This window comes from Gammaproteobacteria bacterium, from assembly GCA_013001575.1.
GTDB lineage: Bacteria > Pseudomonadota > Gammaproteobacteria > Steroidobacterales > JABDMI01 > JABDMI01.
Genome location: JABDMI010000067.1, coordinates 1 through 11,840, shown reverse-complemented (window position 1 = coordinate 11,840; position 11,840 = coordinate 1). Strand labels below are relative to the sequence as shown.

The window sequence follows — 11,840 nt, the reverse complement described above, 5'->3', positions numbered from 1 at the left end:
TTTGCTGGTAAAACTCGGGCCCGGAGACTAAAAATTACGCCGCGCTTTGATCAATTCATACGCTTTGCGAATTTCGATGGTTTTGGCATTGGCGACTTCCCGTTCGGCTTTATTTGCCCCCTGGCCGATCAACTTATCAGGATGGTTCTGACTCAATAAGCGGCGATAGGCCCGGGTAATGTGCTTGGCGTCATCGGCGGCACTCACCCCAAGCAAAATATATGCCTCGGCAAGTGCATCCCTGACCGGTTCACGTGAGTAACTGCGTTGACGATATTGCTGTTGACCGCGCTGGTAATGACTTCGCTGGCCTTGGCCAAAACCCCCATCGTGGCTGTAATCGTAACGGCTGTAGCGGCTTTCACGTTTTTGACGACGAAAATAATTGTCGTCCCTGGGGCGCTGGCGCGCGTAGGGCGTGAAGGAATTGAAAATTTTTGCTTCTCTGACCAGATCACTGAAACGACTGCCGGGTATATCCATTTGGGCGGCGCAAGCATTGAGCAAACGAGCGACCACAGACGACATTCCGTCACCCGCCAAGGCGACTTGTATCTGTAAACGTAAAAACCATTCACGTAAGGCAATGTGGCTACGAAATTTTTTATAAAAATTTTCCAGAGTTTCGGCCAATGGGAAATCCGGGTTCTTGCCGTCGTTAAATGACCTTTGTGCCAGTTCCACTTCGGATCTTTTGAGCTTCATCTCCTGCATCAAGCCTTCCACAATGGCAATCTCGGTCTTGGTTACCCGTCCGTCGGCTTTGGCGATGTGCCCCATAACATTAAAGAATACCCGCAAGAAAATTATGCGTTTACGCGGCGATAAATGATCGATGGCAGCGGTTTTATTGTTGAACACCTTACCAAAAACCTTATCGAACTCATTGCCAAAGAAGACCAGGATAAAAAACGCGATCGCGCTTTTGAATACAAAATAACCCAACAAACCACCAATCAGCTTGCCAATGTGTTTGGGAATAAAGAAAGCGATCTCTTTGAGACGATATGCGAAATCTGTCATTTCAGCGGGTGATTACTAACAAGCTGGATGCTGCGTGTTAAAATTCGGAGTCCTGTTCACATGAGTGTGTGAATATTCTACTAAATAAAACCCGCGATTAGGATTTACATGTCAGATTCAACAACAAATTCCCGAAAAACCAGTGTCTACGAAACCCGCCTCAAGGGTTTAGACGCCATTTATCAGGGAAAAGTGCGTGACCTGTTTGCTATTGATGATGAGCATATGCTGATCGTGGCGAGTGATCGTTTATCGGCATTTGATGTGGTGATGCCGGAACCGATTCCGGGTAAAGGCCAGATCCTGACCCAGATCACAAATTTCTGGTTTGATAAAACCGACAAGATCATTCGTTCGCATCGCGCCGATCTCGACATCGAAGAAGTTCTCACCGACAATCAGGACCGCGAGCAGGTGCGTGGTCGCGCCATGGTGGTCAAACGTCTTAAAGCCTTGCCAGTTGAAGCGGTGGTGCGTGGCTATTTGATCGGGAGTGGCTGGAAGGATTATCAAAAAACCGGCATGGTCTGTGGCATACCCCTGCCCGCACAACTAAAAATGGCCGACAAATTGCCCGAACCGATCTTCACACCGGCCACCAAAGCCGAGAAAGGTGAACACGACGAGAACATCGACTTTGACACGGTTGTGAATTTGATCGGCAAAGAATTGGCCGAAAAAGTTCGCGCTGTATCGATCGAGATTTACAATTTCGCGGCCGACTACGCCTTACAGCGTGGAATTATATTAGCAGACACCAAATTCGAGTTCGGTCTGGATGAAGATGGTGAGTTGGTCTTGATCGACGAGATATTAACCCCTGACTCTTCACGTTATTGGCCGGCCGAGAGTTATCAAGTCGGCATCAGCCCTCCGAGTTTTGATAAGCAATTCGTACGTGATTATCTCGAAACCCTGGACTGGAACAAAACTGCACCCGGTCCAAAAATTCCATTGGAAATTCGCAATAAATCGGCCGATAAGTACGAAGAAGCCTTACTAAAGTTGACGGATAAAACACTGGATGAATGGTTGGGGTAAATTTCTTGATCTACAAACACTAAGGAATGACTATGCAACACAGAAACTGGGACTGTCCTAAATGCCGCAATCGGGAATTTGATGTTGAAGAGGTTCGTACCACGGGCGGGATCTTCTCACGGATCTTTGATATTCAAAATCGTAAATTTGTTGCTGTGACCTGTACCAACTGTACCTATACCGAATTGTATAAATCCAGGTCTTCAAAAATTGGTAATGTTCTGGACTTCCTGACTCAATAATATATACCAATAAAAACTTTCAAGTCCGAACCTTCCTGAAAAGTGACACTCTAACACCCATAATTTGAGTGCCAATCCTTGTAGTCTCTTGATACCTTTCAGGAAATAATATGTACAAAGTTCTTATAACAATAGCTCTGGTTTGCAGCCAAATAAGTCCGTCAAGTCATGTACTGGCTGACAGTATGGCAATACACCCCCCTGCCACTGATTCCCCTTTATCCAAAGCGGCGGTCGATTATCAGGCTTTTCAGAAATTGAGTATTGCTGCGTATAAACACCGGGCAGATCGTTTAGTGGACCTGGACAGTTTTCTGGCAATGGCCAAGGACCCCGACACCATTATTCTGGACACGCGGTCGGTACAAATGTATCAACGTCGGCATTTACGCGGGGCCGTGCATTTGAATTTCTCGGATTTCACCAACGATAAACTTGCCAAACTGATCCCGACTAAAAACACTCGCATTCTGATCTACTGCAACAATAATTTTACCGATGACCCGGACTCCTTCGCCTTGAAACTCAGTCCACTGGCCCTGAATATTCCGACTTTTATCAATCTCTTCGGTTATGGCTATGCAAACGTGTATGAGTTACAAGAAGGCGTTTCTGTCTATGATGTGCGTTTGCAATTTGGTGGCACCAATAAACTAAAACCATAAGCTAAAGACTAGCTTTTTAAAGGTTTTCTTCAGCCTGTTCTTCACCGACAGCGTGTCACACGAGTAAAGCCGTGCATTGCTCATCTGTGCTTCTTCAAGCAACTTAGTCTTTATGCACTTGCCAGGCACTGAACAGATCAAACAATTGTTGCACACCATCGGTTAGCGCCGCGGGACCCGGCTGAAGAATATGCGCCGACTTGATCTCGTAAATATCATTATTTACTACCGCCGGAATAGACGCCCAACCCGGGCGCGCCCGTACATGCTCAGGGCGAAATTTTTTACCACACCAGGAACCGATAATAATATCCGGTTGGCGTTGTATGACTTCAGTCGGGTCAGCGATTATGCGATTCTTGCCTAATGACTCTTTCGCCAATTCCGGAAACACGTCATCGCCCCCGGCCAGGCTGACCAGTTCCGAAACCCATTGAATTCCGGAAAACAGAGGGTCATCCCATTCTTCAAAAAACACTTTGGGGCGTTGCCGAAATTGCTGACTTTGGTTTTCTATGTTTTGCAGACCACTGCGTAATTTTTCCATCAAAGCCCGGGCTTTTGTTTCACAACCGATCATGCCGCCAAGCATGGCGATCATCTGGAAAATTTCCTTAACACTGCGATGATTAAACACATGCACAGCAATGCCCTGTTTGACCAAAGCGGCGGCGATATCCGCCTGAAGATCAGAAAAACCCAAAACCAGATCGGGTTCCAGCGCCAGTATTTTGTCTATTTTTGCCGAGGTAAATGCCGAGACTTTGGGCTTTTCTTTACGGGCCTTGGCCGGTCTGACCGTAAACCCGGAAATTCCGACAATCCGCCAATCTTCTTCCAGTAAATACAAAGTTTCAGTGGTTTCTTCGGTTAAACAAACGATTCGTTGTGGATAATGCTGCATTGCAAACCTGTAGTGGATTTAAAACAGTTTTAGACCAATTGTAATTTACCCGTAAATAGTCGGCTTTATCTATGGTTTTTTGGTCAAAACAGGTGTATAAATATCTCTTGGGTGTAAGGATATACGACGGATAGGATTATGGCAGACTTTATCTTGATCGCAATTTTTGGATCGGTTATTGCAACCGTAGTTTACTTGTTAAAGGGTAAGCAAAAGGACAGCAATCAACCTGACAATAGACAGCGCAATTACGACGAGCGTCCGTTTCATCGGCACAGCAAACAGTACGCGCTGCGAAACAAGCATTCGGCGGTTACCATTTCACATGACAGCCACGCTTGCGATGCAGTCAAAAAACTGGGCAATGTACGCTTTTTAGTGCGTGACGCCCCGTTACTCCCGGTCAAAGGCTGCACCCGCTCCCACGACTGCGAATGTCAATATCTACATCACACTGACCGACGTAAAGCTGATCGACGTTCGAGTATTTTTGGTGACAACTACCTTGATGAGAATAAACGGCATAAACCTCGTCGTGATGAAGACCAATTGCGCATTCGTCAATTAGAGATCTGAAATTCAAAGATCTAAAATTCTCAACAGCTGAAATTCAATAAGTTATCCCGTTGGGTCTATAACGGGTAAACTGTGCGTATGCAAAAAAAGCATTCGCCAACATACACAAAAAAAATTACAAATTGGCTTTGGTCCGGTCGCTGGGACAAATCTAATATAGTCATCCGCATTGCGATCAACTGCTTACGCTATATTGCCGCATTATTCAGGGACATCAGTCGCGGCCAGATCAGTTTGCACGCTGTGAGTCTGGTGTATACCTTTTTATTAGCTATTATTCCGGTGCTGGCCTTGGGTTTTTCTTTACTCAAAGGCTTAGGTGTTCATCGTAACAACGATGTCATCAAACTGATCGATCAATTCATGCAACCGCTTGGCCCCAAAGGTGCCGAGATCACACAAAATATTCTTGGTTTTGTGGAAAATATCCGTGGCGACTTACTGGGACTGTTCGGTGTATTGTTTTTACTTTTTATTTCGGTCAGTTTGATTCGTAAAGTTGAATACAGCTTTAATAGCATCTGGGAAATTGGCCGGGTAAAAAACTTTGCCAAACGTATTACTGAATACATTGGCGCCTTGATCATCGCACCCACCCTGATGCTCAGCGCACTGGCTTTAGGCACCATGGTGAGTAGTCATAAGTTAACCCGGCAAGTATCCGAAGTCGCACCCATCGGGTTTTTACTCGAGAATTTCGGCAAACTGGTGCCCACCATTCTGGTCGCCGGCACCTTCACCTTTTTATATAAATTTATCCCCAATGCGCGGGTAAAACTGTCGCATGCTGTACTGGGGGGTAGTTTGGCGGGTGTGACCTGGACATTTATCGGTTTTGGTTTTGCCGCGTTTGTGGCGAATTCATCGATCCGCTATTCGGCCATTTATTCCGGTTTCGCGATTCTGATCATGTTCATGATCTGGTTATACATCAGTTGCCTGATCCTGTTACTCGGTGCACGACTGGTGTATTACTTCAGTCATCCGCAACACCTGCGCCATGGCACCAAGGTCCTGGCCTTATCGCCTTTGCAAGAGTTGGGCATTGCCAGTGAGATCATGTTACAGGTTAGTCGTGACTTTGAAAGCGGTTCACAGCAGTGGAATCACGAGGCGCTCGCACGTTATTACCAGTTACCGGCCAATAACATCAGTCGCATTCTGGACGGTCTGGAAGCGCATGATATTTTGCGTTTCGACGATCAAGCCAATTGTTTTCCAGGTCGCTCACCAGCCAAGATCAGTTTGCAGGATATTGCACAAGCAATTTTCACCCGCACCGACTGGCCTGGAGAAACACGTTTTGATCCGCGCTTGAAAAACTTGTTGCAACAATCCGAAGCGCGCTTGATGAAAGAACTTGGCGACCAGGATATTGTCAGTATATTAGCCACGGAAATATCTTCCCGCGAAGAAGAATGAAAATTTTAAGACTTACTCGCCCGCGATAGTCATCGATTCAAGTAACACCGACCCGGTGAGCAGACTGGATTCCGTATTGACATCATTTCCGATTGCCACAATTTGCCGGTACATATCTTTAAGATTGGACGCGATAGTGATCTCAGATACCGGGTATTGGATCTCGCCATTTTCCACCCAGAAGCCGGATGCCCCGCGCGAATAGTCGCCGGTCACAGGGTTTACACCTTGCCCCATGAGTTCGGTAACCACCAGGCCTGTATGCATTTTTTGGATCAATGCGGTTTGATCGAAATTCGAGGTGCTGACCTTTACATTCTGCACGCCGCCGGCATTGGCGGTGGATCGTAATCCAAGTTTACGGGCAAAATAACTGCCTAGAACGTAATCCATGATCACCCCGTCCTTAACCAGGTCGCGCGCGTAGGTAGCAACCCCTTCGGCGTCATAATCGGCACTGCCCAGGCCCTTGGGTAAATGCGGTTCGATACGCAGATTTACAAAATCCGGAAACACCGTTTGGCCTTGGGCCTTGAGTAAAAAACTCGACTGTCGGTACTGGTTGCTGCCACTCAAAGCAGAAATAGCCGAACTGAACAAACCGCGCGCCATTTGTGGCACAAACAATACCGGTGCGACGCGGGTTGTCAGTTTTTGCGCGCCCAGACGCTTGATGGTGCGTTCTCCGGCAATGCGACCGATCTCGCCGGGTGAGGTCAGGTCTGAGGCATCACGCGCCACGCTGTACCAGTAATCGCGTTCCATTTGTTGCTCATGCTCGGCGATCACTGAGACACTTTGTGAATGCGAAGTGCTCAGACGCTGCCCCATAAAACCGTGGGTGTTGGCGTATAAGGAAAACGCTTGTGTGCTGTTGATACTTGAGCCTTCTGAATTATTGATGCGTGAATCAACGGCACGCGCGGCATATTCACACTCGCGGGCACGCTCGATCAATTCAGGCAAACTGGTGGTGAACGGGTGATACAGATCCAGCTCATGAAACTCGCTAGCCATGCGTTCGGCATCGGCAAGACCTGCGAATTCGTCTTCAATGGTAAAAGACGCGATCTTGACCGCCTTATGCACCGTTTCTTTGATTGCAGCGGGGGTGATCGCGCTAGTACTGGCGCTGCCTTTGCGCTTGCCTACGTAAACAGTCAAACCAAAGCCCTGGTCTTGTTGCGCTTCCAGGGTTTCCACTTCCTGTAAACGCACGCCTACCGAAACGCCTTGTTCAATACTCAGTCCAACCGCCGCTTGCGTAGCGCCAAGCTTTTTGGCCAGGCTTAGAGCGGACTGAACCTGTTCTTGCAAACGACCTTCATCCAGCTGCATGGGAGCGGTGATGGATGCCAGTGCGGATGATTGTGAGGAAGACTGGGGGGAAGATTCAGGGGAAGATTGGGTCGATGCTGTCATGGGCTAAGCTTGATATTCCTTAAAGAACGCGTATTGTACTGACTTTATTGTGCAACCACAGTGCCGCTTGATGAATCCGGACTCTACTGACAAAACTGACATCAGCGATGATGCTCCGAGTAAATCGGCGCTTAAACGTGACAGTACCGCCAAACAAAAGATCGGCGAAACCTTGGCGACCCTGAGTGCAAGCCGGTTGGAGCAACTTGACCTGCCAGCAACATTACACCGCGCACTGCTCGATCTAAAACGCCTCATGGCAAAAGGTTCGCGTGCCCACGGTGGTATGAAACGTCAAAAACAATACGTTGGCAAACTCATGCGGCAGATCGATGTCGAGCCACTGGAAACCAAACTGCGTGAATGGGCTGCTGAAACCATGGCCAGTAAGGAGCTTTCGCATCAGATCGAACAATGGCGTGACCGATTGATTCATGAAGGCACTGCTGCCATCGATGTGTTGTACGAAGATTTGCAACTTGACGACCAGACTCATCGTCAATCGTTGCGCCAGCTTATACGTCAGGCCAATAAAGAAAAACAGGCCAACAAATCACCCAAGGCAGCCAGGGTTTTGTTCAAACTGCTGCGAGACGACATTTTTGCAAATGCCCCAACTTCGCAAAAAGAAGAGACTTAAGCCTGAGAATTACCCAATTTATATCCGCTGACTCAGCATTTTTTCTCAAAACTGATAAAATACCGTTTTAGAACAGGCTGGAAAAGCCGCGGGGAAGCTTCCTCATGTCCACAAATTCTCAAACGCCACTGGTTGGCATCATCATGGGTTCGCAATCTGACTGGAGCACCATGCAGAATGCGGCCAGGATTCTTGGTCTACTCGATATCCCGCACGAAGTGAATATTGTGTCGGCTCATCGTACGCCAGACCTGCTATTTGATTACGCCAGTAATGCCCGTGAGCGCGGACTTAAAGTGATCATTGCCGGTGCAGGTGGTGCCGCACATTTACCCGGTATGACCGCTGCCAAAACCTCTTTGCCTGTGCTTGGGGTACCGGTTGAATCCAAGGCCCTGAGTGGCATGGACTCTTTGCTCTCGATCGTGCAAATGCCCAAGGGTATTCCGGTAGGCACCCTCGCTATTGGTACCGCCGGCGCGATCAATGCCGCCTTGTTATCCGCCTCCATTATCGCCAATGACGATGACACAGTTCGCAAGCATCTGGATGCGTATCGACAACAACAAACCGATGATGTTCTGGCCCATCCGAAGCCTGAATAGATTTTTTTGTATACGCAATTTCCATAATAACCAGACCAACACTTATGACGGTTAACACGATTGGAATTATCGGCGGTGGGCAATTAGCCCGAATGATGGCATTGGCCGGAATCCCGCTTGGATACAAATTCATTTTTCTAGACACCTACGCCAGCTGCCCCGCTGCAGATCTGGGCGAGTTGATCGTGGCGGAATACGACGATCAGGATAAACTTCTGGAGCTTGCCAAGCGCTGCGATGTGCTCACTTTTGATTTTGAGAATGTCCCGGCGTCGGCTCTGGATGAGATCGTGCAACACGTCACATTCCATCCAGCCGTTGATGCACTGAAAACAGCCCAGGATCGTTTAAGTGAAAAAACATTATTCGATGCCTTAGATATCCCGACGCCTGATTACCTGAATATTGAAAATGAATCAGACCTCACGAATGCCAGGGATTTTACCTTTCCAGGCATCCTGAAAACCCGGCGCCTGGGTTATGACGGTAAAGGTCAGGTTCGGGTTAAAGATTTTTCCGAATTGATCGCCGGCTGGAAAGAATTGAACAATCTTGCCTGTCTGCTTGAAGGTTTTGTGGATTTTGACAAAGAAGTCTCACAAGTTGCGGTACGCGGTAAAGACGGCGAAATAAAGTTCTATCCACTGGCGCATAACATCCATAAGAATGGAGTTCTGGTTGAGACCAATGCACCCTATCAAGATGACGCCTTGGCCGAACTTGCGCAACGCCACACCCGCAAACTGCTGGAACATTTTAATTATGTCGGCGTGTTAGCCGTTGAATACTTTGTGTCCAAAGGCGGTTTGATCATTAATGAAATGGCGCCACGCGTGCATAATTCAGGACACTGGAGCATCGAGGGTGCACTGACGTCACAATTTGAAAACCATATCCGGGCAATTAGTGGATTACCTTTAGGCGATTGTTCCGCAGTTGGCGTAAGCAAAATGCTGAACTGCCTGGGTGAAATGCTTGATCGTGCAGAAGCCATGCAAGACCTGAATGCACATTACCACGACTACGCCAAAGAGCCGCGCCCCGGACGTAAAGTCGGGCATATTACCTATCATTACCTGAAATAATCCAGAGCCCGGGACTTTCTTATAAGAGTCGCAACCATACTCTTGCCAATGCCAAACAAAACTCTACTCCTGATCATCACTTTGTTCGCACTGTTTGTGACGAACTTGTCAATAAGCGCGAAACCTATGAGCATAATCGGAACAAGCCCGGATAAAACGGTCAGTATGAATAATATCAAGCATGACGCATATGATGCTTTGCTGAAAAAATACGTTGATAAAAATGGCGACGTGGATTATTCGGGTTGGAAAAAAAATGATGTAGACACGCTGTCTGACTATCTTGAATCCTTGTCGGCTGCCGATCCTGAAAAACCTGCAAGCAAGGAGAATACCCTCGCCTTCTGGATCAATGCCTATAACGCATTAACCATTTACGGCATTTTGGAAAAATACCCGACCAGCTCCATCCGCAATCACACTTCGAAGTTATTCGGTTACAACATCTGGAAAGATCTGCAACTAAAGGTGGATGAAGACGCCTATTCACTGGACGAGATCGAACACGACATTTTGAGAAAAATGGATGAAGCCAGAATTCATTACGCCATTGTGTGTGCGGCAAAGAGTTGTCCGCGCTTGTTGAATGAAGCTTTTACCGGCGATAAACTGGAACAACAGTTAGTCAAAAATGCCAAACATTTTTTCGCTCAAGATGGCAATTTCCAGATCGATGAAAATCGTGGTCGCGTAAAACTCTCATCCATCCTGAAATGGTTTGGTGAAGATTTTGGCGAGACTGAGTCCGAGCTTCTGGAAACGATCCAGCCTTATATTTCGGAAGAATCTGCGGAAATGCTTAATTCGACAAACACCTGGAAGGTTTCTTATCTGTCTTATAACTGGAAATTGAATGACCAGAAAAGTAAATAACAACCGTAAAAAGGATTTATCCGCATGAGTAACGATGCCCTACAAGAACTGGAAGTTAAAGTCGCCTTTCTGGAAGATGCACTCAACAAGCTAAGCGATGAATTCTACCGACAACAAAAAGAGTTGGAAAAACTCAAGATCAGTCATATACAGGCCTTAGAGACCATTAAAAACAGTGACGCAAATGTAGGAGAACAACCCAGACCTGAAGACGAAGTCCCGCCGCATTATTGAAATTTGGTTTTTTAATAAAGTTTTCGACCTTACAAGTCAATCACGACTAAGCTGTTCCACCCACCGTCAAGCCATCAATCTTCAAGGTCGGTTGTCCAACCCCAACCGGCACACTTTGTCCTTCCTTGCCACATACCCCGACTCCGGTATCCAGCTCCAGGTCATTGCCGACCATGGAAACCCGGGTTAATGCATCCGGGCCATTGCCGATCAGCGTCGCGCCTTTGACCGGGGCTGTGACTTTACCGTTCTCGATGAGATAGGCTTCATTGGCCGAGAATACAAACTTGCCCGAAGTGATATCCACCTGACCGCCGCCAAAATTAACCGCATAGATTCCGTCTTTAACCGACTCGATGATTTCTTGCGGGTCGGACTCGCCAGCTAACATATAGGTATTGGTCATGCGTGGCATCGGGAGATGCGCGTAGGATTCACGCCGACCGTTACCGGTGGGCGCCACATCCATCAAACGCGCATTCATGCGGTCTTGCATATACCCCTTGAGAATACCGTTCTCGATCAGGGTAGTGCATTGGGTCTGTTGGCCTTCGTCATCCATGCTTAACGAGCCGCGTCGACCCTGTATGGTGCCGTCATCAACGATCGTGCATAAACTTGAAGCGACTTGCTCACCCACCCGGCCACTAAATGCCGAGGATCCTTTGCGGTTAAAGTCACCTTCCAAACCATGCCCGATGGCTTCATGTAATAACACCCCCGGCCAACCATTGCCAAGCACCACCGTCATGCTACCGGCCGGTGCCGGGATAGACTCCAGATTTACCAGGGCCTGATGTACGGCTTTGTCGACAAATTCTTGTGGTAGATTTTGATCGATGAGATCGGTATAGGAATAACGTCCTCCCCCTCCGGCATAACCGGATTCACGCCGGCCATTTTGCTCAACAATGACCGAAACATTACATCGGATCAAAGGGCGCACATCCACCACCCATTCGCCGGCTGCATTATTGACCATCACCACTTCATAGCTACCCGCCAATGTGGCATTCACTTGTTGTACCCGCGAATCTTTGGCGCGAGCCAGTTGATCGATCTTTTGCAACAAGGCCACTTTGTCGTCATCGCTTAAGGAATCCAGTGG

General features: G+C 47.7%; 14 protein-coding genes. 10 read left to right on the top strand and 4 right to left on the bottom strand.

The features are described from left to right. Positions 1–27 precede the first annotated feature (27 nt). The gene (gene djlA, locus HKN88_06025; protein NNC97614.1) at positions 28–1,023 is read right to left on the bottom strand and encodes a co-chaperone DjlA; all 996 of its coding nucleotides are present in this window, start codon (positions 1,021–1,023) and stop codon (positions 28–30) included. Between the two features lie 108 nt (positions 1,024–1,131). Here djlA and HKN88_06020 point away from each other — a divergent pair, with 108 nt between their 5' ends. The 3 genes from HKN88_06020 to HKN88_06010 all read left to right on the top strand — a co-directional run bounded on the left by HKN88_06020 (position 1,132) and on the right by HKN88_06010 (position 2,971). Continuing rightward, the gene (locus tag HKN88_06020; protein ID NNC97613.1) at positions 1,132–2,064 is read left to right on the top strand and encodes a phosphoribosylaminoimidazolesuccinocarboxamide synthase; all 933 of its coding nucleotides are present in this window, start codon (positions 1,132–1,134) and stop codon (positions 2,062–2,064) included. Between the two features lie 26 nt (positions 2,065–2,090). Then, on the top strand, positions 2,091–2,306 hold the full coding sequence (locus tag HKN88_06015) for a GTP-binding protein (GenBank protein ID NNC97612.1): 216 nt from the start codon (positions 2,091–2,093) through the stop codon (positions 2,304–2,306). Positions 2,307–2,491: 185 nt separating this feature from the next. Then, positions 2,492–2,971: a rhodanese-like domain-containing protein gene (locus tag HKN88_06010; GenBank protein ID NNC97611.1), complete on the top strand. Its 480-nt coding sequence runs from the start codon at positions 2,492–2,494 to the stop codon at positions 2,969–2,971. A 103-nt stretch (positions 2,972–3,074) separates the two neighbouring features. Here the strand turns inward: HKN88_06010 and HKN88_06005 are convergent, their stop codons facing one another. After that, positions 3,075–3,875, bottom strand: coding sequence for a cobalamin-binding protein (locus tag HKN88_06005; protein ID NNC97610.1), 801 nt, complete (start codon positions 3,873–3,875; stop codon positions 3,075–3,077). Between the two features lie 138 nt (positions 3,876–4,013). Here HKN88_06005 and HKN88_06000 point away from each other — a divergent pair, with 138 nt between their 5' ends. Together HKN88_06000 and HKN88_05995 are read left to right on the top strand one after the other, a co-directional pair. Beyond that, entirely contained in the window at positions 4,014–4,451 is a 438-nt protein-coding gene (locus HKN88_06000) for a hypothetical protein (protein NNC97609.1), read from the top strand. Positions 4,452–4,529: 78 nt separating this feature from the next. Beyond that, positions 4,530–5,873, top strand: a complete 1,344-nt coding sequence (locus tag HKN88_05995) for a YihY/virulence factor BrkB family protein (protein NNC97608.1) — start codon at positions 4,530–4,532, stop codon at positions 5,871–5,873. 12 nt (positions 5,874–5,885) lie between these two features. Here HKN88_05995 and pmbA read toward each other — a convergent pair whose 3' ends face one another. Next, a complete protein-coding gene (gene pmbA, locus HKN88_05990) occupies positions 5,886–7,211 on the bottom strand; it encodes a metalloprotease PmbA (GenBank protein NNC97607.1) in 1,326 nt (441 codons plus the stop codon). Positions 7,212–7,344: 133 nt separating this feature from the next. Here pmbA and HKN88_05985 point away from each other — a divergent pair, with 133 nt between their 5' ends. From HKN88_05985 to HKN88_05965, 5 genes are all read left to right on the top strand, one after another. Beyond that, positions 7,345–7,935: a DUF615 domain-containing protein gene (locus HKN88_05985; GenBank protein NNC97606.1), complete on the top strand. Its 591-nt coding sequence runs from the start codon at positions 7,345–7,347 to the stop codon at positions 7,933–7,935. Between the two features lie 104 nt (positions 7,936–8,039). Continuing rightward, the gene (gene purE, locus HKN88_05980) at positions 8,040–8,540 is read left to right on the top strand and encodes a 5-(carboxyamino)imidazole ribonucleotide mutase (GenBank protein NNC97605.1); all 501 of its coding nucleotides are present in this window, start codon (positions 8,040–8,042) and stop codon (positions 8,538–8,540) included. A 44-nt stretch (positions 8,541–8,584) separates the two neighbouring features. Then, positions 8,585–9,625: a 5-(carboxyamino)imidazole ribonucleotide synthase gene (locus tag HKN88_05975; GenBank protein NNC97604.1), complete on the top strand. Its 1,041-nt coding sequence runs from the start codon at positions 8,585–8,587 to the stop codon at positions 9,623–9,625. Between the two features lie 126 nt (positions 9,626–9,751). Further along, on the top strand, positions 9,752–10,498 hold the full coding sequence (locus tag HKN88_05970) for a DUF547 domain-containing protein (GenBank protein NNC97603.1): 747 nt from the start codon (positions 9,752–9,754) through the stop codon (positions 10,496–10,498). Between the two features lie 24 nt (positions 10,499–10,522). Next, complete coding sequence (locus HKN88_05965) at positions 10,523–10,732, top strand: SlyX family protein (GenBank protein NNC97602.1); 210 nt, start codon at positions 10,523–10,525, stop codon at positions 10,730–10,732. A gap of 46 nt (positions 10,733–10,778) precedes the next feature. On the opposite strand, the gene tldD is transcribed toward HKN88_05965, so the two are convergent. Further along, on the bottom strand, positions 10,779–11,840 hold a 1,062-nt coding region (gene tldD, locus HKN88_05960), incomplete at its 5' end, for a metalloprotease TldD (protein NNC97601.1).

Bases quoted from the DNA above. Each gene is read 5' to 3' on its own strand.
- pmbA (NNC97607.1), bottom strand. From the start codon at position 7,211: ATGCAGCTGGATGAAGGTCGTTTGCAAGAACAGGTTCAGTCCGCTCTA.
- HKN88_06015 (NNC97612.1), top strand. From the start codon at position 2,091: ATGACTATGCAACACAGAAACTGGGACTGTCCTAAATGCCGCAATCGG.
- djlA (NNC97614.1), bottom strand. From the start codon at position 1,023: ATGACAGATTTCGCATATCGTCTCAAAGAGATCGCTTTCTTTATTCCC.
- HKN88_06005 (NNC97610.1), bottom strand. From the start codon at position 3,875: ATGCAGCATTATCCACAACGAATCGTTTGTTTAACCGAAGAAACCACT.
- HKN88_05970 (NNC97603.1), top strand. From the start codon at position 9,752: ATGAGCATAATCGGAACAAGCCCGGATAAAACGGTCAGTATGAATAAT.
- HKN88_05965 (NNC97602.1), top strand. From the start codon at position 10,523: ATGAGTAACGATGCCCTACAAGAACTGGAAGTTAAAGTCGCCTTTCTG.
- HKN88_06020 (NNC97613.1), top strand. From the start codon at position 1,132: ATGTCAGATTCAACAACAAATTCCCGAAAAACCAGTGTCTACGAAACC.
- HKN88_05975 (NNC97604.1), top strand. From the start codon at position 8,585: ATGACGGTTAACACGATTGGAATTATCGGCGGTGGGCAATTAGCCCGA.
- purE (NNC97605.1), top strand. From the start codon at position 8,040: ATGTCCACAAATTCTCAAACGCCACTGGTTGGCATCATCATGGGTTCG.
- HKN88_05995 (NNC97608.1), top strand. From the start codon at position 4,530: ATGCAAAAAAAGCATTCGCCAACATACACAAAAAAAATTACAAATTGG.
- HKN88_06010 (NNC97611.1), top strand. From the start codon at position 2,492: ATGGCAATACACCCCCCTGCCACTGATTCCCCTTTATCCAAAGCGGCG.
- HKN88_06000 (NNC97609.1), top strand. From the start codon at position 4,014: ATGGCAGACTTTATCTTGATCGCAATTTTTGGATCGGTTATTGCAACC.